The sequence below is a fragment of the Jeotgalibacillus sp. JSM ZJ347 genome (assembly GCF_044383825.1).
Lineage (GTDB): Bacteria > Bacillota > Bacilli > Bacillales > Jeotgalibacillaceae > Jeotgalibacillus.
Window position 1 is genome coordinate 1,141,033 of sequence record NZ_JBISEN010000001.1, and the last position, 21,238, is coordinate 1,162,270.

Below are 21,238 nucleotides of genomic sequence, written 5' to 3' on the forward strand. Positions count from 1 at the left end.
TTTTATTCAATAATAATTACTTATGACAAATTTATTAAACTTCATAGTATTTTTACGATAATCATAGTATTTTCAAGCATTATATTTATTAATGCGCTTTCATGTTGTTTTTTCATTTCTTCCAAACGTGCTATAATTTTTCTCGTTATAAACGGACCTGACTTTTCTGAGAGTGAAAAGTCGCAAAAATAGAATTAAAGGAGAGATTTTTAAATTGGATTTAACTAAATATAAACAGGAATGGTTCGGAAACGTGCGCGGGGACATCATGTCCGGTATTTTAGTGGCCCTTGCACTAATTCCGGAAGCCATTGCCTTTTCAATCATTGCAGGTGTTGACCCGATGGTTGGACTTTATGCTGCTTTTTGTATTGCTGTTGTGATTGCATTTATCGGGGGACGCCCGGGTATGATATCCGGTGCTACTGGCGCAATGGCACTTCTTATGACAACTCTTGTTGCTGAGCACGGCTTGCAGTATTTATTTGCTGCTACAATTTTGACCGGATTTATTCAGCTGATTATGGGTGTTTTAAAGCTTGGTAAGCTGATGCGATTTATTCCGAATTCAGTGATGATTGGTTTTGTGAACGCACTTGCGATTTTAATTTTCATGGCACAACTGGATCAGTTTGAAGGAGCCGGCTGGATTATGTACGCATTGGTTGCTGTTTCACTTGCCATTATCTACCTGGTTCCAAGATTTTTCAAAGCAATCCCATCGCCACTGATTGCGATTATTGTGGTAACTGGTTTTGTTATGGCTACAGGTATTGGCACTAAAACAGTTGGAGACATGGGAACAATTTCTCAGACCCTTCCTTCATTTTTAATTCCGAATGTACCGTTTACGTTTGAAACACTGATGATTATTCTTCCTTATTCAATTTCACTTGCAGTTGTCGGATTACTTGAGTCGTTACTGACAGCACAAATCGTGGATGATATGACGGATACACCAAGTGATAAGAATCAGGAAGCGCGTGGTCAGGGTATTGCCAATATGATTACTGGATGCTTTGGTGGTATGGCCGGCTGTGCAATGATCGGACAGGCAGTGATTAATGTGAAAGCAGGCGGACGCGGCAGATTGTCGTCATTCACTGCAGGCGCTGTTTTACTTGGATTGATTATGATTTTGACGGATGTTGTTGTTCAGATTCCGATGGCAGTACTTGTCGGCGTTATGATCATGGTATCGATCGGTACGTTTGACTGGGGATCCATAACCCGCCTTCACAAAGTCCCAAGATCAGATGCTGCCGTCATGATTGTGACGGTTGCTACTGTTGTCATTACACATGACCTTTCAATTGGTGTACTTGCTGGAGTTCTTTTAAGCGCAATTTTCTTTGCCGCTAAGATTTCTAAAGTTCACATCGAAAAAGAAATCGATGAGGCTGCGTCAAGCATCACTTATCGTGTTGAAGGTCAAATATTCTTTGCTTCGGTGACTGATTTCGTTTCTGAAATTGATTTTGATCCACACGGTATGGATACAGTGGTCATTGATTTTACTAAAGCTCATCTATGGGATGATTCAGCCATCAATGCTGTTGATAAGGTTGCGATTAAAATTCAGCAGAATGGTGCGAAAGTAAGACTGACCGGATTAAATAAAGAAAGCAATGAACTGGTCGATCAGCTTTCAGTATATGATCAGCCTGATGCGAAAGTGTCAGGACATTAACTCTCTATCCGGATGTGAATGCATCCGGATTTTTTTGCTTTCTCGAATTATTTTAAAATTCAATTTATTTATTGAAAGCGCTTTCTTTTATGTTTATAATATATGTACCGTTAAATGAATGGAGTCGATCTTTATGAAAATGGATCAATTGCTTCAGCGTTTAGAAGAGGTTTCGTCACGTGAGGAAAAGCCCGGCGGTATTCAGAACTATTTTATATTGGGAATTGGTATTGGAGCAGTCATGTTACATATGCTTTTATAAATCGAAAAGCGGAAGGCGCTCGCTCAGCTCCGATAGGCTTAAGACGCGTAGCGGAAAAGGGGTGGTTTCCCCGTTTACTGTTGTGTGGCTTATGATCCGCGGAGCTGGCGCCTGGAGCTGGACATCATTAAGAAGGCTTTCCACATTATTGCGGAAAGCCTTCTTTGTTCTTCATATTATCGTGCAACAATTGCGTTTAAATCTTTTGCAGCTTCAACTACACGTTTAAATCCTTCTTCTTTAATTTCTTCAGAACGGTCAACATACTGGTTATGACCTTCAATGATCACATCAGTCTGACGCTGGATACCAAAGAAGTTCAATGCGTTTTTAATAAAGTTTACGCTCATTTCAGCTCCCTGCATTGCTGGTGCTGAATAGTCTCCGCCTCTAGCGTTCAGCAGAACCGCACGTTTGTCACCCATTAGCCCTTCGGGACCTTCAGCTGTATAACGGAATGTTTCTCCTGCACGGAACAGGTAATCCATATACGTGTGCAGCACTGCCGGTACAGTGAAGTTCCATAACGGGAATGCAAATACAACAATATCCGCATGCTTGAAACGGTCAAGATGGCTGTTGGCAATTGTAAGCACTTTGCTTTCTGCATCTGTTAATGGCGCACTTTCTGCTGACTTAAACTGTGCAGCCAGGAAGTCCTGTCCGATATATGGAAGCTCTTCGTTATATAAGTCGACCTGGTCGATTGTGATCTCTTCATTATTTTTAATTTCTTGCAGGAATAAATCATGCATTTTCGCAGAAACTGACTGATCTGATGGACGATTGTTTGCTTTAACAACTAGTACTCTCATGATGTAAAAAACTCCTTTACTGAAAAATTATTACTGTTTATAAAAAGTCATATTATTAATTATCTCGAATACAGGACAATTATAAATAAAAAAACAGATCAAATCAAGTGATCTGCTTAAGTTGTATATTCAACCTGTTTTTTATATACGCCGCGCCCACTGCATGTAAACAAAAATGTTTTCTGATTCAATATTGTCTCAAAATGAACTGTTCTTCCCCACAGCTGATAAATGTAGTGAAGGACCTTTTCAAGGTATTGAACATCGAGCTCAGTTCCTTCAAATGCGTGCCTGATATAAAGTTCCCCGTTTTTCATATAATCTCCGTCTTCTACATACAGACACGGGAATCCACCGTTGACCCTGGACTGAACAAGCTCATCTCTGACGGCTTCATAATCTTTACCAGTTATTTTATAATCCTTTCCGAACTGCTGAAATAAATAGAGATCTTCCTGTCTTGAAAATTCTTTTGTAAAGTAGTTTCTGATGAAAGACTGGTCTGATTCGAGCTCACGTATTTCAAACAATTTTTTCATTGCATCCTTTTGATTGTCTTCTTTACTTTCAATATGCTGCAGCAGCTTCAGACCCAGGTAATATGGATTAATTGACGTTTTAGACGGCTGAATGACACTTGCGTTTAACTTGGCATATTCAATCGTCTCTTCCTCGGTCAATGGAAGCTCGCGCATAATTTTCTGATGCCAGTACGTTGCCCACCCTTCATTTAAAATCTTCGTCTCAAGCTGTGGCCAGAAATACAGCATTTCTTCACGCACCATTGTCATGATATCCCGCTGCCATTCTTCAAGTTCTTTACTGTGGGACTGAATAAACAGCATTAAATCTTTTTCAGGATGCTCCGGGAATTTTTTCTTTTGAACAGGCTCACATTGCTTCACTTCTTCATCCCATAAATCACTGTAAGGTTCTTTATGTTTCACTTCTTTTTTCTCTTCTGCCGGCTTTTCTGATTTAAACAGCAGCGGATCTATATGCTCTTCAATCGCTAACACAGCATTTAAAAAATCCTCCACTTTTTCTACACCGTACTGTTTTTCATATGCTTTGATCCGTTCTGAAGTCGAGCTCATCTGCTGAATCATATCCCTGTTTGTTTTACTGAAGCGTATATTGTTTTTAAAAAAGTCACTGTGTGCAAGCACGTGGGCAATAATCAGCTTATTCTGAATCAGCGTGTTTGTGTCAAGCAGAAATGCATAGCATGGATTTGTATTAACAACGAGTTCATAAATTTTACTTAAACCAAGATCATACTGCATCTTCATTTTGTGATACTGCTTTCCGAAACTCCAGTGTGAAAAGCGCGCTGGCATGCCATACGCACCGAATGTATAGATGACTGATGCAGGACAGATCTCATAGCGCATCGGATAAAAATCGAGACCAAACCCTTTTGCAATTTCAGTTACTTCACTGATTGTTCTCGCTAATTCTCTGGATTCCACTCAGGTCGCCTCCTTCCTGCATCGTATGCCGGTTAAGCACCAATTATGCATTCTGACAAAGTAAAAAACCGCAAGCTACAATCACTCACGGTTTTGGATCTCAAATTTCTGCAACAATCTTACCTTTCACTTTTCTCGTCTCTAGCTGTTCAAGTCCTTTTGGTACTTCTTCAAGAGAGATCACCTGTTCGACCAGACTGTTGATTTCACCTTTTTCAAGCAATTCAACCAGGTGGTCACCAATTACTTTTAGTGTAGCTTCTTCTTCATGATTACCCGACTGAAATACGCTGCCAAGTGCTACGTGGTGAAATGAAACCGGATGTGTAAACGAAATGGAGTCATTCATTTCCGGCTGTCCCGCTATAAATGCGATCTGTCCGTTATACGCAAGTGCTTCAAGTGATTGTGTTGCATTTTCCCTGCCGACTGTATCTAGAACATAATTAACACCAAGGTCATTTGTGAATTCTTTCGTTTTCTGGACAAAGTCTTCTTTATTGTAGTCAATTGCCAAGTCTGCACCCAGCTGTTTTACGTGCTCATGATTCTCCTCTGAAGCAGTGGTAATGACTGTGAGTCCTGCATATTTCGCAAGCTGAATTGCAAATCCCCCAACACCACCAGCTCCTGCATGGATCAGAATCGACTTGTTCTTTTGAATATGAAGTTTGTAAAATAAAGCCTGATACGCTGTATAAGCAGCAACCGGTAATGCAGCTGCATCATTAAAAGAGACGCTATCCGGAAGCTTTGATACTGTATGGGCTTTCGCAACTGCAAATTCAGCGAATGCCCCTTTCTTCATCATGTCAGCCAGAAATACAACACGGTCTCCTTTTTCAAACCCTGTCACATCAGATCCCATTTCAACCACCTCACCGGCAGCATCCAGCCCTAAGATGTGTGGATAATGCCACGCAGGTGATCCATTTTGACCGGTTTTGTAATCTACCGGATTCAAACCTGCTGCTTTTACGTTCACCAGAATTTCATCAGCACCCGGTAACGGTCTTTCTATTTCCTCAACTTTCATGTCACGCCATTGTCCTTTATCTCTTAACAGTAATGCTTTCACGTTACATTCCTCCTTGTATCTTTCTTTGATGTTACCCATTATATATAGCAGCTAATCAGATGATTGATTTTATTCGTATTAACAAGACGTTAAAAAACCGTGCGGATGCACGGTTTCTAGTATCTCCTTTCAGGCGAAGCCAGGCCGTGCTTTACTGCATAAAGTGCTGCTTGTGTGCGGTCTGACACTTCAAGCTTGGAGAAGAGGTTTGAAATATGTGTTTTAACTGTCTTTTCAGTAATAAATAATGAAGAAGCAATTTCTTTGTTGCTTTTCCCTTTTGCAAGCTCCAGCAGCACATCTTTTTCTCTTCTGGTCAGCTGATGAACTTCATGAGGAGATGGTTCATCTTTATTTACGCGGGTCATCAGATGACTCGTCGCTTTTGGATGCAGCGTGTTTTCTCCGTTTACAAGCTTTCGGATCGAATCCGCCAGCTCATCCGGTTCAATATCTTTTAACTGATACCCTGCTGCACCGGCTTCAATTGCAGGTACAACGTGATCCTGATCTGAAAAGCTTGTGAGCATCATAATTTCTGTGGAAGGAAGTGCGCGTTTAATTTCCCGCGTCGCTTCAATACCATCCATTTCAGGCATAACCAGATCCATCAGTACAACATCCGGCTGGAACTTTTTCACCATTGCGACAGCTTCTACACCATTTTTGGCCTCTCCTACGATTTCTATATCCTTCTGTGTCTTTAAAAAGAACACAAGTCCTCTTCTGACAACATGATGATCATCTGCAATCAGTAATTTTATCGACATCAAAGCACCTCCTAATAAGGCAGTATAATCTTTATCTGTGTACCTTCAGAAGGGTGACTTACCAGTGAAAAGTCGCCCTTTAATAATCTTGTTCTCTCTTTCATACTTGAGATTCCAACCGATGGAAGTTTTTCCACGTGGTCAGGATAAAACCCCCGTCCAAAATCCCGGATGGTCATTTCAATTTTATCAGGTTTCGCTTCAATCCAGATATAGATCTCCTCTGCATCGGCGTGCCTTTTACAATTAGTAATCGCTTCCTGACCAATTCTAAAAATCGTCTCTTCAACTTTTGCAGGAAGGTTCAGCACCCCTTCAATCTTAACCGTGGCTTTAAGTCCAAGCATTTCAGCGAAACCATTCAGCGCTTCCGTCAGTCCGCCTTCCATTCCTTTCGGACGAAGCTGCCAGATCAGCGCTCTCATTTCTGTCAGTGCTTCCTGGGCGAGTGACTGAAGGCCATGGAACGTATCCTTCACGTCAGGGTCTTCTGACATTTCAGCTCCGCCTCTCGCTGTGAGCGTCATAGAAAACAACAGCTGATTTACTGAATCATGCAGATCTCTCGCAAGCCGGTTACGCTCCTGCATGAGTGCTACTTCCTGCTCTTTTTTCGTCAGTTGAATCCGCTTAATCGCAGACCCGATCTGAAAAGCAACCGATTCAAGCAGAGCCAGTTCGTGAGATTCAAATTCTCTTCTGCCCGGTGTTGCGACATTCAGTAAACCAAAACGTTCATTTCCCGACTGAAGCGGGACAGTTGCATGATGCGTAATTCCTTCAGGATTTTCTTTACTGCGGTCAATTGCTTCTGTGATCCGTTTACATTCTATGATGTTGGAGGCTTTTCTCAGTCTCCCCTGTCTAAAACGGTTCACACACCAGCAGCCTCCTGTTTTCATATAAAAGCAATCCTGTTCAGTCAGAATATCAGGAAGATTTTCGTGTGCAATTAAAGCATGCTTTCCGTTCTCTTCTATGAAAAAGACCCATCCTGTGTGAAAATCTGTTCCTTCAAGGAACTTTTCCAGCGCTCCCTGAAGCATTGATTCCATTTCAGTTTCTTCATTCAAAAGCTCAGCAATTTCTTTCAGGATGGTTACATGTGATGGATCATTCATTGTATCACCGCCTGTACCTGTTGTTTTAATTATAAGACATACACACTGAGGGTACTAACGTTTCTTGTTCGGTCTAAAGGCTGAAAAGAAACGCGGAAGGCGCTCGACAAAAAGAGGCTGAGACAGTATAGTCTCAACCTCAAAGTAACCTAACCGGCTCACTGCGCTTCAGGCGAACGCTTTCCGGACGGAGGTTGCGGGGTCTCAGCTTCCCTCTATTCGTCCCGGAGTCGTCGCCTTACGCTCCGCTCACCTCAAATTTCTTTTAAAATGATAATTTTAATCTTCTATTTTAATGGTTTCAGTTCAACTCAGCCTTAATCTTCTCCATAAAGGATTGTTTAATACTGTCCAGTTTTTCTTCGCTGTCTTCTAGTGATGATCCGGTTACGCTGAAATAGAATTTGATTTTCGGTTCTGTGCCGCTCGGTCTCACACATACCCATGAGCCGTCTTCAAGGAAGTACTTCAGAACGTTGGAAGCTGGCAGATTGATTTTATATTCTGCCCCTTCTTTAGAATGATGGCGTATAGATGTTAAGTAATCTTCCTGCGCTTCCACCTGTAAGCCTGCAACTTCCTGAAGCGGTGTTGCACGAAGGGATGATAGCAGTGACTGGATCTTTTCGGCGCCATCTTTCCCTTTCATCGTGATCGACTCAAGGTCTTCCTTGTAATAGCCATGCTGCTCATAAATTGCAAGAAGCACTTCATACAGCGTTTTACCTTCTGCTTTATGATAAGCTGCCGCTTCTGTTGCAAGTAATGCAGCCTGGATTGCGTCTTTGTCACGGGCAAAGTCTTTTACAAGATAGCCGTAGCTTTCTTCATAACCAAACAGGAACTCGTATTCACCTGAAGCCTGATAGGTTTTGATTTTTTCACCGATGAATTTAAATCCGGTCAGCACGTCTTCAACAGATGCCCCATAATGCTCAGCTACTTTTCTGCCGATCTCTGATGTGACAATCGTTTTGAAGACGCGGCCGTTTTCAGGCAGGTGTCCTTTTTCTTTCTTACGTGCAAGCAGATAATCAAGCAGGATCGCGCCTGTCTGGTTACCGGTTAACAACGTATACTCTCCATTTGGTCCCTGCACTGCAAGACCAAGTCTGTCGCCATCCGGATCAGCGGTAATCAGGAGGTCAGCATTCACCTTTTTACCGTCTCTGATCGCTAGCTCAAATGCACCCGGCTCTTCGGGATTTGGAGATTTGAGTGTTGGGAATTCAGAATCAGGCTGCTCCTGTTCTGTGACCACATGAACGTCATAGCCAAGCGCTTTCAGTCCACGCTGTACCATCACGTTAGAAGCGCCATGTAAAGGAGAAAATACAACTTTCAGATCTGTCTCTTTTGACATCTGAGGCTTTTCAGATACAGTAATCAGATGCTCAGCATATGCATCATCCACTTCAGCGCCGACGATCTCGATCAGACCTGCAGACTTCAGCTCTTCTACAGGCTTCACCTGAATATCGAGTTCATTCTCAATCAGATTGATTTCATCAATCACATCATCTGCATCTTTCAGGTTGAGCTGTGCGCCATCAGCACCATACACTTTAAATCCGTTATACTCTGGAGGGTTGTGGCTTGCTGTTGTCATTCCACCCATAAACGTTCCCAGGTGACGTACGGCAAATGAAAGCTCTGGCGTTGATCTGAGTGATTCAAACACATATGTCTTGATGCCATGTGAAGCAAGTGTGCGGGCAATTTCCATAGAAAATTCAGGAGACTTTCTGCGGCAGTCATATGCCAGCACGACTCCTTTATTTTTCGCTTCTTCACCGTTTTTTTCTATGTATTTCGCCAGTCCTTCTGCAGCTTTACGTACTGTATATATGTTCATCTTGTTTGTACCGGCACCAATTTCGCCGCGCATACCACCTGTACCGAATTCAAGGTTCTTATAAAATGCATCTTCAATTGCTTTATCGTTGCCTTTCATTGCTGCAAGTTCAGCATGAAGCTCCTGATCCAACCCTTCGAAAGTTACCCATTTATTATATACGTTTTGTACGCTCACAAAATCCCCTCCGTTTTTACTTTTTATTATTGTAGCACGGTCTCAGACTGTTGAATATTGAAAAATCTGAAAAGAATATTTTAAAAATCAGGGGAGAAACGACATTAGCTTTCCGCGGACGAACGATCAGGTCTATCCCAATCGCTTTTCCACGGGAATCTCACATCGTCCCTCCCCATTGTTAGTCTCTAATCTTATTTAAACAACTGAATTACACGCTTATTTTTTATAATTGATCGAATAAATATCATGTCTGCGGTCTTTCAGCTGACGAACAGTTCCGCCCTGACGCTGACGGCGGAGGATTTCAAGGTCAACATCTCCGATCATCACCATTTCAAGGTTCGGATCAGTTTCACCAACAATGCCATCACGCGCAAATTCAAAATCAGAAGGTGCAAAGATACCGGACTGTGCATACTGGATGTCCATGTTTTCAGTTTCCGGCAGGTTCCCGACTGTACCCGAAATCACCGTGTAAATCTGATTCTCAACAGCACGCGCCTGTGAACAGTACCTTACGCGCAGATAACCCTGGCGATCTTCTGTACAGAATGGTGTGAAAATGATTTTCGCCCCCATATCTGTTGCAATACGTGCAAGCTCAGGAAATTCAATATCATAACAGATCTGAATTGCAATCTTGCCACAGTCTGTATCAAAGACTCTGACAGTATCTCCAGGGCTGATTCCCCACCACATGCGTTCGTTAGGTGTGATATGAAGCTTATACTGCTTTTCAATCGTCCCGTCTCTTCTGAACAAGTAGGCAATGTTATAGATTTCATCGTCGTCTTCTTTGACAAAGTGGGATCCGCCGATGATATTGACGTTGTAACGTACTGCAAGGTCTGTGAAGAGTTCAATATATTCCTCTGTATAGTCAGTCAGCTTTCTGACAGCCATACTCGGTGATTTTTCATTCAGGAAGGACATCAGCTGTGTTGTGAAAATTTCAGGGAATACAACGAAATCAGAATGTGCATCAGATGCAACATCTGTAAAGTATTCTACCTGATTTGCAAAATCAGTAAATGAATCAATCTGACGCATCATGTACTGTACAACGCAGATTCTGACCGGATGGCTCGTTTTGAAGTGTCTCTTCGTTTTCGGACGATAGTCTACATTATTCCATTCCATCAGCGTTGCATATTTATTTGACTGCCTGTCGTCAGGCAGATAGTTCGGATTGATTCTCATCAGTGTGAATCCGTTAATCAGCTGAAATGACAGGACCGGATCATAGATTTTATGCATCTGTACTGAATCTACATATTCCCGCGGTGACATTTCATCTGCATACTTATGATAATTCGGAATTCGTCCGCCTATAATAATACTTTTCAGGTTAAACTCTCTTGCAATGTCTCTTCTTGCTTCATACAATCTGTGACCAACCTTCATACGGCGAAAATCTGGATGTACCATGACTTCGATACCATACAGGTTGTAGCCGTCAGGATTATGGTTTGTGATATACCCTTCGTCAGTTACATCGTCCCATGTATGACGGTCATCGTATTCATCAAAGTTAATGATCAGGCTTGAACATGATCCGATTATATCTCCATCAAGTTCAGCAACGAGCTGTCCATCAGGAAACATATCCAGATGGCTTTCAAGGTGCTCTGTTTTCCACGGCTGCATGCCGGGGAAGCATAGCTTTTGCATATGAATAATTTTATCTATATCAGAATGAATCATTTTACGAATGATCATTTTTTTCTCAAATTGAGACAAATCAAGTTTTTCAGACATACTCTCTCTCCTCACACACTTAGTCATTATTCATTATAAACCCAATTGAACATATTATCAGCATCAAGCTTTTCCGTGCCAAATTTTAGACATATTCAAACTGTTTTTTCTATTAAAACGTCTTATCTGCTTGTATTATTGGCATTTAACTTTTACAATCTTCAATGATAAGAGATTTTTAATTGAAATGAGGCGTCATGATGACTAAAAAGATAGAGAATATGCTTTTTGCTGCCTGGGCTGCCGCTTTTACTGCTACAATGGGATCGTTATACTTCTCTGAGGTCAGAGAATTTGAACCCTGTGAACTCTGCTGGTATCAGCGTATCTTTATGTACCCGCTCGTAGTGATTTTATTCATAGCAGTCATTAAAAAAGACGCTAAAGCTGCAATGTATTCCGCTGTTCTATCTGGAATTGGCGGATGTATATCAATTTATCATTACAGTATCCAGAAGATCGACGCGCTATCGAACACTGCACCTGCTTGTGGCAGAGTACCTTGCACAGGCGAATATATTAACTGGGCAGGATTTATCACCATTCCATTTTTAGCGTTAACTGCTTTTACCTTTATTTTTATTGTCAGTCTGGTTATTCTTAAGCAATCGAAAGGAGCAACACATTCATGAAAAAAATTCTGATTTTTGGCGGTGTCATTGTACTGATTTTCGCTGCAATTGCACTGATCACAAATATGCAAAACTCATCTGCAATTGAAGGTAACCCTTATGGGAAAGATGATTTAGCTCAATCTACAATTGATCTGCTGGATAATGAAAACTATCAAAATCAAATCGTTCCGGAAGACCTTGAAGAACGCATCTCAAGCGGAGAGCCGACAACGGTTTACTTTTTCAGCCCTGAGTGTCAGTACTGCCTTGAGACAACACCAATGCTTGCACCACTTGCTGAGGAAATGAATGTGGACATGGTTCAGCATAACCTGATTGAATTTCAGGATTCATGGAATCAGTATGGTATCCAGTCTACACCGACACTGATTCACTATGAAGATGGAGAGCCTGTGGATGGAATTGTAGGCGCTGCAACTGAAGAAGATTACCGATCGTTTTTTGAACGTAATGTAACAGGTGAATAACAACCTATCTGCCGGGGAATCATTCATGATTTCCTGGCAGTTTTTATATTGATTCAGAAAGGAGCTGTGCTTAATGAAAGAAACTTTTAGTATGTCGATTTTACCTGAGTGGAATGGGCTCACGCTTGAATCACTGTTAAAAAATGAACTGTCTTTTGGAAAGAAAAGCATTCATCAATGGAGAATGGAGAAAAGTATAACAATTAATGGAGAACTGAAACCGTGGAAAAACCCACTATCAGAAGGTGATCAGCTCACTTTTAAATATACAGTTTTACCCTCAGCACCTGCATGGAAGGCTGAAGTTGATGTTCTTTTTGAAGATGAGCATCTGGTCGTTCTGAATAAGCCCGCCCGTCTCGATACTCATCCGAACTCTGAAGCTGATACACAGACGCTCCAGAACGCTATTGTTCATGATCTGCTGTCAAAAGGACACAGCGGGTATGCCCAGCCGATTCACAGACTGGACCATGACACAACGGGTGCGATTCTCTTCGCAAAGCATCCGGCAATTAAGCCTTTACTTGATCAGCTGCTTGAAAAAAGGATGATCAAGCGGACTTATATAGCCTTAGCTGAAGGACAAATGAAAACCAGCGGAACCATTCGTGAGCCAATTGGGAAAGACCGTCATCACCCGGTTAGAAGACGCGTATCCCCCGGAGGTCAGAAAGCCGTTACTCAATATCAGCGATTATCTGTTGACCCGGTAAAAAATTTATCTCTGGTAGAACTGAATCTTGAAACAGGCCGGACACATCAGATCAGGGTACACCTGTCTTCAATCGGTCATCCAATTGCAGGTGACACACTTTACGGTTCGATCAGCAGACAATTTAGCCATCAGGCACTGCACGCCAGAAAGCTGTCATTCATCCACCCTTTTACACTAAAAGAGATCACTGCAAGTGCTCCGCCCCCTGCATACTTCAAGCATCATTAAAAACGCAAAGGCCTGCGCCTTTGCGTTTTTTTAGTCTCTTATTCTTTTCCTGATTTGACCCATTTCGCTACTTCAATCGTGCGCTTGGCCTGGTATTTCACACCGTCAGCGACGTCTTCTTTCATATTTCCGTCCTGGTCCACTGTGACACTTGTGCCGTATGGGTTACCGCCTGAAGCGAATGTAACAGGATCTGAGTAACCAGGTGCTGCAATAATTGCACCCCAGTGCATCATTGTTGTATAAAGGTTAAGAATTGTTGCTTCCTGACCGCCGTGAGGGTTTTGAGCTGAGCTCATTCCGCTCACTACTTTATTAACAAGCTTGCCGTTGAACCATAAGCCGCCTGTTGTATCAATGAAGTTCTTCATCTGGGCCGGCATCGTACCATAGCGTGTTGGAATACTGAAAATATAAGCATCAGCCCATTCCAAATCGTTCAGTGTAACAACAGGAACATCTTTTGTTTCTTCATAATGTTCCTTCCAGGCAGGGTTCGAAGCAATCGCCTGCTGCGGCGCAGTTTCTTCTACTTTAAGTACTTTTACCTCGGCTCCCGCTTCCTTCGCTGCCTCTTCCGCCCATTTAGACAGCTGATAATTCGTTCCGGTTGAACTGTAATAAATAATCGCTAATTTTACGTTTGACATTGTACACTCTCCCTTTAATTACTTTAATTTTTCAGAAAATAAATTCACGCTTTATATCATTACCTAAAATCGTCTTTCATAAACATAACTTCGAAATTCTCAGTTTCAAAGTATTAGGCAAATCTCTTTTACATAGAATGATTAAGATGTAAAATTTACTTGAAAGGAAGGTATAAAAATATGACATTGTTGATTATTTCCGGAAGTTCCCGCGAACATAGTAATTCTGAATTCTTTGCAGAAAAAGCAGCTTCTTCATATACAGGAGATGTAAAATGGATTCGCCTGCGAGAGCAGACCATCCATCAGATTCATGATCAGCGACATGATGAAAATGGTTTTGATCCGATTGATGATGACCATTCAAAAGTCATTGAAGCAATGCTTGATGCAGATGAAGTGCTTTTCGCAACACCTCTTTACTGGTATGGTATGAGCGGGTATATGAAAACATTTATTGACAGGTGGTCCCAGGCCATGCGTGATCCTTCGCTGAACTTTAAAGCGCGCATCACAGGAAAGCCGGGCTATGTCATCACATGCGGCGGGGATCAGGTTGATATTAAAGGTCTGCCTCTGATCCTTCAGTTCAAGCACATCTTTGAATTTACCGGAATGGACTTCAAAAAATACTTTATTGGTGAAGCGAGAAAGCCGGGAGATGCAGAGAAGAGTGACAGACTGGATCAGCTTCAAGATTTCTTTCGTTAATGAAAAGCTCCGGCGACGGCCGGAGCTTTTTTAGCACTCAATTTCTTGACAATCAGTATTTGACTATACTATAGTGGGCACTGTTTAAAGATAACTAAAAGTAACTTAATTTTAATAGAGAATGACAATACTAGGAGGATTTTTGATCATGTCGGTTACAACATTAGAGAAAAACGTACTTGATGTACTTTATGAGAGAAGAGCAACAAAGCAGTATGATCCCGAAGTTGAAATTAGCCGTGAAGAGCTGAATGAACTGTTAAAAGCAATGGGACAGGCACCTTCAGCGTGGAATCTTCAGCACTGGAAATTCCTCGCATTCCATAATCCTGAATCTCAGGAACGCCTGCTTCCAATTGCATATAACCAGCAGCAGATTACAGACGCATCAGCGGTGATCGCTGTGCTTGGCGACCTGAAAGCCAATGAAAATGTTGACACAGTATTCGACCCGGCCGTTGAAAAAGGTGCGATGTCTGAAGAAATTAAACAGGCACTGAATGGCCAGATCCAGGGCGCTTATGAAAATGAACAGTTTGCCCGTGACGCTGCTTTTTCAAACGCATCACTCGCTGCCATGCAGTTCATGATTGCAGCAAAAGCAAAGGGTTGGGATACGTGCCCAATTGGTGGATTCAGTGATGCCCAGCTGATTGAGGAATTCGAGATTTCTGACCGTTATGTTCCTGTCATGCTGATTACAATTGGTAAAGCAGCAAAAGAAGCGCGTAAGTCAGAGCGGATTGATATTGATGAGTTAGTGGAGTTTGTATAATGTGTAAAAGGTGAGACGCGATGTCTCACCTTTTTTTGTGTCAGGAAATATAGCTGGGTGTATACGGTTAGAGGGTAGCTAGAGAATTCGGCTAGCCCTTCATATTTATCTAACAGCTCCGAGGTTAATTCCATCACCTCTTCATTTCATTTACGTCACCGGTCTTTGAGAAGCATTGGATTACGTCACCTTTTGAGACAATTCAATCACCTTTTAAATTAGCATCCCCAATTAGGCGTTGATCCCAAACATATGATCCGCTACTTTACTAAATCCTCCGCAAATCGCTTAATTAATCCCGGCAGGATACCGAATGTGTATGGCTTATAAACCCGCTCTGTCCATTTATGTCCGTCACGGCCGTATACACCGATATTAATCGAAGGAATGTTCAGTTCACGAATGAGATGGATCGGCACCGGATAAAGATCCTGCATTCGCGGAATATTTCTCTTCAGCATTTCAATCGCTTCTTCTGATTCATGTAGAGAAAGAAAGCTGCCGTCAGCCAGGTAAGGGAAAAAGCGTTTAGTCACGAACTCTTCACCTTCAGCCTCTGCTGTTTCCATCAGATTCTTTTCGAGTTTTTGCATAATGTCTTTACCATGTTCATTCTTCTCACTTAAATAATTATGAGGCAAAAAAGGCGGTGCAAAAAACATCAGCACGCGCGGTGTCTTTTCAGGATCAAGCTGCTGCAGCTTTTCTGCTAATGCAAATGCTGCTTCACGTTTATCTTTCCCTTTATATTTTTTTACCACTTCATTCAACGGACCTTCCACATCAATTCCCTGTGCTCTTAATGAAGACTCAAACTCGCTGAACGTGGAGACATCCATCTGAAAATTCCAGTCACTTGGCGGAAAACCATGCTTTTTCCTGAAATCACTATATTTCCTCGTGCTTTCCCGGCTGATTTCATAGACTGCCTCGATTGAAATCTTCCGCAGCTTTTCCATCACGTCCTGCGCTGTCTGTTCAAACACAAAGTAGTTAAAATACAAGTGTGCACTGATCGCAGTCTGCACATTGTAGTCTTTTTTATCATCCTTAAAATGAAGGCACGCTGGTGGCAGCACATACTCGCCATCCAGATCTTCCGCGAGGTCTATATTCTGATTGATTCTTCGGTTCAATTCCGCTCCAATTCGTGTAGGATCAATTGAAGTCAGCACATCACCAACGTGCGCTTCCCTTCCGTAAATATAAAAACACGGAAGCACCTTCCCTGCTGCACCGGTATAGATATACTTTGTTCTGTCACCGTCATACATCGGTGCAATAAAATCATTATTGATTGCAGCTACATAATCCAGCTTTTTCTCCTTTTTCATCCTTGCTAGCTCATGAAGCGCACCAAGCATTCCCGCATGTTCACTTTCTTCATCAGGATTGAATAAAAACAGCATATTGCCATCTCGTTCTTCCTCAGAAAACTGCAGCAGGTTCACAAGATGCACCGCTGCTCCACTTTGCATATCGAGAGAACCTCTGCCAAATAGCCACTCGCCTGAACCTGCCTCCTGTCTTACACGGTAATCACCCGGAAATTCCTTAAAAAATTCCTCAAGGCGATCCGGGTCATGTGCCATGTTCTGAAGTGATCCAAAATCTTCCGTCCCAACTGTATCAATGTGACTGTGAAACAGTACAGTCTTGTCGGATTTGCCTGGCAGCATCGCCCAAACATTTTTCCTCTGAAAAGGATCATCTTTAATATTTTGAATCCACACCTGGTCAGGATGTTCCTGAAAATAAGGGAACGTACGGATCCACTTTTCAATCGTTTCAGCTTTATGTACTTCCCCATCAGATCCTGTATAACTTTTCATTGCAATCAGTTTTCTTGTGATCCATTCAGCCTGCTCTGTTACAGATAAGTGCTGGATTTTCTGATACATGTCAAAACCCCCTGCTGTCTTTTCATTCATCTTAATGGAAGGATACGACGATTGAAAGCAATTGAGTTAAAATAAACAGCGAAATCCATTCTCAAAAAAATAATTTAATAAATTACGTAAAAAGGGTTGAATCACACATTATAAACGAATATTATATAATTTGTGTTTAAAAAACGTTCGTATTTTATTAAAGGACTGATTTGATGTTTCGCTTTCATTTAAAAGAAAATAATACTACTGTCAAAACCGAGCTATTAGCAGGTTTTACGACTTTTATGACGATGGTTTACATTGTCGTCGTCAATCCTATTATCCTATCTAGTGCTGGAGTACCTTTTGATCAGGTATTTCTTGCAACGATTATTGCGACTGTGATCGGTACGCTCTGGATGGCGTTAGCCGCCAATTATCCAATCGCCATTGCACCAGGTATGGGGTTAAATGCATACTTTGCCTTTTCAGTTGTCGGCACCAATACAAACATTACGTATGAAGTCGCTTTTGCAGCAGTGTTTGTAGCAGGCGTAATCTTTACAATTCTTTCACTGACTTCATTCAGAAAGAAGCTGATTGAAGCCATTCCTGATAATTTAAAACACGGCATTACTGCCGGCATTGGTTTATTTATCGCTTTTATCGGAATGAGAATGACCGGCATTATCGTGGCTCATCCGGATAATCTGGTAGCACTTGGTGACCTGCATTCTTCTTCTGTTATCCTGGCATTTACAGGGCTGGCAGTCACATTGATTCTAATGGCACTGAATGTCAACGGTGCGCTTTTCATCGGGATGATTTTTACGGGGGCTGTTGCCTACTTTACAGGTCAGCTTCAGTTTGACGGGGTCCTTGCAGTGCCAAGTCTTCCTGAAGGAATTATCATTGCCAATCCGATTACAGCATTTGGTGATGTGATTCAATATGGATTATTTGCTGTTGTTTTCTCATTCCTTCTTGTGACGATCTTTGATACGACCGGGACAATGATTGGCGTTGCTCAGCAGGCCGGTCTGATGAAAGATAAAACCATGCCGCGTGCAAGACAAGCGCTTCTTGCTGACTCAATCGCTGCAACTGCAGGTGCGATGGTTGGTACGAGTCCGACTTCAGCTTATATTGAATCCTCTTCAGGTGTCGCAGCAGGTGGACGTACCGGCCTGACAAATGTAACCGTTGCAGGGTTATTTATCGTCGCTGCCTTCTTTGGACCGCTTGTTGGCGCGGTTTCAGGTGTCTCAGCTATTACAGCACCTGCACTCATTATTGTGGGAAGCCTGATGATGGGCAGTATCTCTCATATTAAATGGGGAGAAATTGATGAGGCTTTCCCTGCATTCTTAATTATTTTGAGTATGCCGCTTACATCAAGTATTGCGACTGGTATTGCACTTGGGTTTATTTCTTATCCGATATTAAAGATTGTGAAGGGTAAATGGAGAGAGGTTCATTTCCTTGTTTATCTGTTTGCGATTTTGTTTGCCTACCAGCTGGTGTTTTTACCGCATTAAAGATACTACTTGTAATTCGGCTGGGAATTTCCGCTCCAGCTGTGCAAATACTAAAATGGATGGTTATACCTACATAAAAATGGTGCTGTAAATTTCTACAGCACCATTTTTATGTTATAACACCTATACACCCAGATTTTTACTTAAAAAATACTTCAGCGCATCAAGTACTTCGGTTTTTCTTCTGACGATAAAGGTTCTAATGTCTTCCTGTTCGGATTTTGCAAAGACTGACATGAGAGATGATTGTCTGTGATACTGGCTGACTTCGCCGTACCCGAGCATATTACAATGTTCTGCAAGCTGTTTGATCAGTGGCAGACATCTTTCATTATCTGAAGTGAGATTATCTCCATCTGAAATATGAAATGCGTAAATGTTATATCTTTCGACCGGATAATCACTTTCTATAATTTCAAGCGCTTTTCTGTAAGCGGATGAACAGATCGTGCCGCCGCTTTCCCCTTTTGTAAAGAAGGTCTCTTCTTCTACTTCCTTTGCTTCTGTATGATGTGACACAAATCTGATTTCCACGTGAGAGTAATGCAGCTTTAAAAATTTCACCAGCCAGAAAAAGAAGCTTCTTGCAATGTACTTTTCAAACATCCCCATCGAGCCGCTTGTATCCATCATTGCAATCACGGCCGCTTTGGACTCCTTCTCTTTCGTTTCTGTCCAGGTTTTATAACGGATATCTTCAGGTAAAATCGGATGAAATCCTGCTTCCCCGTTCATTGCATTACGTTTAAATGCTGTCATCATGGTTTTCTTTTTATCAATATTACCCGTCAAACCTTTTGTTCTAATATCAGTGAACTGAATGCCTTCTTTCGCAGTATCCACTTCTTCTTTTTGCTTAAAATCAGGGAGTTCGAGCTGACTGAACAGCGCGGTTTCAATTTCTTCGATTGATACTTCAGCTTCAACGTAATCTTCACCGGGATCCGACCCCGCCTGTTTTCCGCTTTCTTTTCCGGATCTTGCGATGATATCCCCAGCTTCACTATCTCCATTCCCTTGACCGATATGCTTCTTTTTTGAATGATCATAGCGGATTTTATATTCATCCAGTGAACGAACCGGAATCTTCACCATTTTTTTACCGTCTGACATGATGACATTCTCTTCTGTGATCAGTTCAGGGAGCCTGTCTTTAATCGCCTGCTGTATTTTACGGCTGTGTCTGACCTGATCCTCCTGGCCCTGCTGATGCAGGGACCAGTCTTCTTTTGATACGATAGAACCCTGCATAAACTGCCTCCACCCTTTTCCTTTTCTTCATTGTATGAAAGAACCCTCAGATTATTTCATCAGATTTGAAGAAAAGGCTTGTGAAAAAATTCCAAAAGAAAAAGACCTGTAATAACAGGCCTTTTACACAGTCTTTTCCTCGGCAGTAGAACGTGATGCGTCAAGTAACAGAATGACTGCTGTCACAACGTGCATGATAAATCCAAGGAAAGGTACAACACCGACAACTGAAGTCACGATGCCAAAAATACTTCCTGTTTTGGATGTAAAATCACGTGCTGCAAATATGAGTGTAACAATATGGAGTGCAAGCATAATTCCGAGCGGTGCCCATGAAGTACCGAGAATAATGATACCGCCCAGCACCGGAATTGCGAAAAATGCTTCAAGCCCCCCGGTAATCCATTTCATTGTTGTGGAGATCCTCATTTACAATCAAGTCCTTTCTTCGTTTACTTATCATATATGGCATAATCACAGTTTTCAATTCATACCTCTTATACGTATATGATCTGAAAAAGTTTCAAAAAAAATAACCAGTTTTTTATGACTGGTTACTTTTAAGCCTTTTCTTCATATTGAATTGGATCCGAAAGCTTTTTACTCGACTTCAATTCCCCGCCTGACCGGATTTTCTCCATCTGCTTTCCAAGCATCACGAGTTCTTCCATCGTACTCGCCATACTCCCATTTACCGGCTCAAGCTCTTTAAAATACTCTTTGCCTGGCATCAAAAATCCCCTCCGAGTTTTTTTCTATTGTATCATTGTAAGAAAATTCAGTCAAATATTGAAAAGCGAAAGGCGCTTGTTCAGCTCTGACGGGCATAAGACGCGGAGCGGAAAATGGGCGACCTTCCCCGTTTACCGATGCGTGGCTTATGACCCGAAGAGCTAGCGCCTGGAGCTGGATCTCACGAAAAGCGGAGGCAAGCGTTTAGGTCCGACAAGCCAATGTTCGATTAAATAAAAGGGTCATTAATATAACCCGAGAGATGATAGATAAAAGTAAAAAGCTTATACATATTCCCAATTTTAGACGGAACAAATGTTGAATCATCTCAATTGCTGATAGTATTATCTTAGAAGGTCATAGATATACACCAAAAACTGATCGAAAGCATTAGTGCCGGCCATTACCGCGCCACCAGCTGCCCCCTCACTTCCCGCTCAACATTTAAAAAAAGAAGAGGCCAGTTACTCCTCTTCTTCATACTGCTCAGTACCGGGCTCCCGGTGCTTTTTCAATTGTTCGTTGGTGCGCATTTTTTCCATCTGGCGTCCAAGCTGATCCATTTCCTCAAGATCGTTCGCCATTGAACTGTTATCAGGTATGTCATTTTTGGCATGTTCATGTTCATTTTTCTTTGTCATCATACTTCACCTCTACAGTG

21 protein-coding genes are annotated in these 21,238 nt (G+C 41.9%); 8 read left to right on the plus strand and 13 right to left on the minus strand.

Annotation, left to right across the window (positions count from 1 at the left end; genetic code table 11):
* Positions 1–214: 214 nt before the first annotated feature.
* Entirely contained in the window at positions 215–1,690 is a 1,476-nt protein-coding gene (locus tag ACH6CZ_RS05800) for a SulP family inorganic anion transporter (protein WP_374096455.1), read from the plus strand.
* Between the two features lie 133 nt (positions 1,691–1,823).
* A complete protein-coding gene (locus tag ACH6CZ_RS05805) occupies positions 1,824–1,952 on the plus strand; it encodes a hypothetical protein (protein WP_374096456.1) in 129 nt (42 codons plus the stop codon).
* Between the two features lie 176 nt (positions 1,953–2,128).
* Here the strand turns inward: ACH6CZ_RS05805 and ACH6CZ_RS05810 are convergent, their stop codons facing one another.
* The 7 genes from ACH6CZ_RS05810 to ACH6CZ_RS05840 all read right to left on the minus strand — a co-directional run bounded on the left by ACH6CZ_RS05810 (position 2,129) and on the right by ACH6CZ_RS05840 (position 11,001).
* Complete coding sequence (locus ACH6CZ_RS05810) at positions 2,129–2,767, minus strand: FMN-dependent NADH-azoreductase (RefSeq protein ID WP_374096457.1); 639 nt, start codon at positions 2,765–2,767, stop codon at positions 2,129–2,131.
* A gap of 116 nt (positions 2,768–2,883) precedes the next feature.
* Positions 2,884–4,239, minus strand: coding sequence for a SpoVR family protein (locus tag ACH6CZ_RS05815; RefSeq protein WP_374096458.1), 1,356 nt, complete (start codon positions 4,237–4,239; stop codon positions 2,884–2,886).
* Positions 4,240–4,339: 100 nt separating this feature from the next.
* A complete protein-coding gene (locus ACH6CZ_RS05820; RefSeq protein ID WP_374096459.1) occupies positions 4,340–5,317 on the minus strand; it encodes a zinc-binding dehydrogenase in 978 nt (325 codons plus the stop codon).
* Between the two features lie 116 nt (positions 5,318–5,433).
* Positions 5,434–6,087: a response regulator gene (locus ACH6CZ_RS05825; protein WP_374096460.1), complete on the minus strand. Its 654-nt coding sequence runs from the start codon at positions 6,085–6,087 to the stop codon at positions 5,434–5,436.
* Positions 6,088–6,098: 11 nt separating this feature from the next.
* A complete protein-coding gene (locus ACH6CZ_RS05830; RefSeq protein WP_374096461.1) occupies positions 6,099–7,208 on the minus strand; it encodes a GAF domain-containing sensor histidine kinase in 1,110 nt (369 codons plus the stop codon).
* A gap of 301 nt (positions 7,209–7,509) precedes the next feature.
* On the minus strand, positions 7,510–9,240 hold the full coding sequence (locus ACH6CZ_RS05835) for a phospho-sugar mutase (protein WP_374096462.1): 1,731 nt from the start codon (positions 9,238–9,240) through the stop codon (positions 7,510–7,512).
* A gap of 219 nt (positions 9,241–9,459) precedes the next feature.
* Positions 9,460–11,001 (minus strand): GNAT family N-acetyltransferase, encoded by a 1,542-nt coding sequence (locus tag ACH6CZ_RS05840; protein ID WP_374096463.1) that lies wholly within the window; start codon positions 10,999–11,001, stop codon positions 9,460–9,462.
* A 200-nt stretch (positions 11,002–11,201) separates the two neighbouring features.
* On the opposite strand from ACH6CZ_RS05840, the gene ACH6CZ_RS05845 reads away from it, so the two are divergent.
* The 3 genes from ACH6CZ_RS05845 (at position 11,202) to ACH6CZ_RS05855 (ending at position 13,049) form a co-directional block, all read left to right on the plus strand.
* Positions 11,202–11,633: a disulfide oxidoreductase gene (locus ACH6CZ_RS05845; RefSeq protein ID WP_374096464.1), complete on the plus strand. Its 432-nt coding sequence runs from the start codon at positions 11,202–11,204 to the stop codon at positions 11,631–11,633.
* Positions 11,630–12,103, plus strand: coding sequence for a thioredoxin family protein (locus tag ACH6CZ_RS05850; protein ID WP_374096465.1), 474 nt, complete (start codon positions 11,630–11,632; stop codon positions 12,101–12,103). Before ACH6CZ_RS05845 ends, ACH6CZ_RS05850 begins: the two co-directional genes overlap by 4 nt.
* A 73-nt stretch (positions 12,104–12,176) precedes the next feature.
* Positions 12,177–13,049, plus strand: a complete 873-nt coding sequence (locus tag ACH6CZ_RS05855; protein ID WP_374096466.1) for an RluA family pseudouridine synthase — start codon at positions 12,177–12,179, stop codon at positions 13,047–13,049.
* A 38-nt stretch (positions 13,050–13,087) separates the two neighbouring features.
* On the opposite strand, the gene wrbA is transcribed toward ACH6CZ_RS05855, so the two are convergent.
* Positions 13,088–13,699 carry an NAD(P)H:quinone oxidoreductase type IV gene (wrbA, locus tag ACH6CZ_RS05860; RefSeq protein WP_374096467.1) on the minus strand — a complete coding sequence of 204 codons (612 nt, stop codon included), beginning with the start codon at positions 13,697–13,699 and terminating at the stop codon, positions 13,088–13,090.
* A 180-nt stretch (positions 13,700–13,879) separates the two neighbouring features.
* Between wrbA and ACH6CZ_RS05865 the strand changes: the two genes are divergently transcribed.
* Both ACH6CZ_RS05865 and ACH6CZ_RS05870 read left to right on the plus strand, forming a co-directional pair.
* Positions 13,880–14,410, plus strand: a complete 531-nt coding sequence (locus ACH6CZ_RS05865; protein ID WP_374096468.1) for a flavodoxin family protein — start codon at positions 13,880–13,882, stop codon at positions 14,408–14,410.
* A 148-nt stretch (positions 14,411–14,558) separates the two neighbouring features.
* Entirely contained in the window at positions 14,559–15,185 is a 627-nt protein-coding gene (locus ACH6CZ_RS05870) for a nitroreductase family protein (RefSeq protein ID WP_374096469.1), read from the plus strand.
* A gap of 260 nt (positions 15,186–15,445) precedes the next feature.
* Here ACH6CZ_RS05870 and ACH6CZ_RS05875 read toward each other — a convergent pair whose 3' ends face one another.
* Positions 15,446–17,086 carry a M20/M25/M40 family metallo-hydrolase gene (locus ACH6CZ_RS05875; RefSeq protein WP_374096470.1) on the minus strand — a complete coding sequence of 547 codons (1,641 nt, stop codon included), beginning with the start codon at positions 17,084–17,086 and terminating at the stop codon, positions 15,446–15,448.
* Between the two features lie 203 nt (positions 17,087–17,289).
* Here ACH6CZ_RS05875 and ACH6CZ_RS05880 point away from each other — a divergent pair, with 203 nt between their 5' ends.
* The gene (locus ACH6CZ_RS05880) at positions 17,290–18,594 is read left to right on the plus strand and encodes an NCS2 family permease (RefSeq protein ID WP_374096471.1); all 1,305 of its coding nucleotides are present in this window, start codon (positions 17,290–17,292) and stop codon (positions 18,592–18,594) included.
* Positions 18,595–18,717: 123 nt separating this feature from the next.
* Here ACH6CZ_RS05880 and yhbH read toward each other — a convergent pair whose 3' ends face one another.
* The 4 genes from yhbH to ACH6CZ_RS05900 all read right to left on the minus strand — a co-directional run bounded on the left by yhbH (position 18,718) and on the right by ACH6CZ_RS05900 (position 21,218).
* Positions 18,718–19,845, minus strand: a complete 1,128-nt coding sequence (yhbH, locus tag ACH6CZ_RS05885; RefSeq protein ID WP_374096472.1) for a sporulation protein YhbH — start codon at positions 19,843–19,845, stop codon at positions 18,718–18,720.
* Positions 19,846–19,968: 123 nt separating this feature from the next.
* Positions 19,969–20,256 (minus strand): hypothetical protein, encoded by a 288-nt coding sequence (locus tag ACH6CZ_RS05890; RefSeq protein WP_374096473.1) that lies wholly within the window; start codon positions 20,254–20,256, stop codon positions 19,969–19,971.
* A gap of 149 nt (positions 20,257–20,405) precedes the next feature.
* Positions 20,406–20,576 (minus strand): multidrug ABC transporter ATPase, encoded by a 171-nt coding sequence (locus ACH6CZ_RS05895; protein WP_374096474.1) that lies wholly within the window; start codon positions 20,574–20,576, stop codon positions 20,406–20,408.
* A gap of 465 nt (positions 20,577–21,041) precedes the next feature.
* On the minus strand, positions 21,042–21,218 hold the full coding sequence (locus tag ACH6CZ_RS05900; protein ID WP_374096475.1) for a hypothetical protein: 177 nt from the start codon (positions 21,216–21,218) through the stop codon (positions 21,042–21,044).
* Between the last annotated feature and the right edge of the window lie 20 nt (positions 21,219–21,238).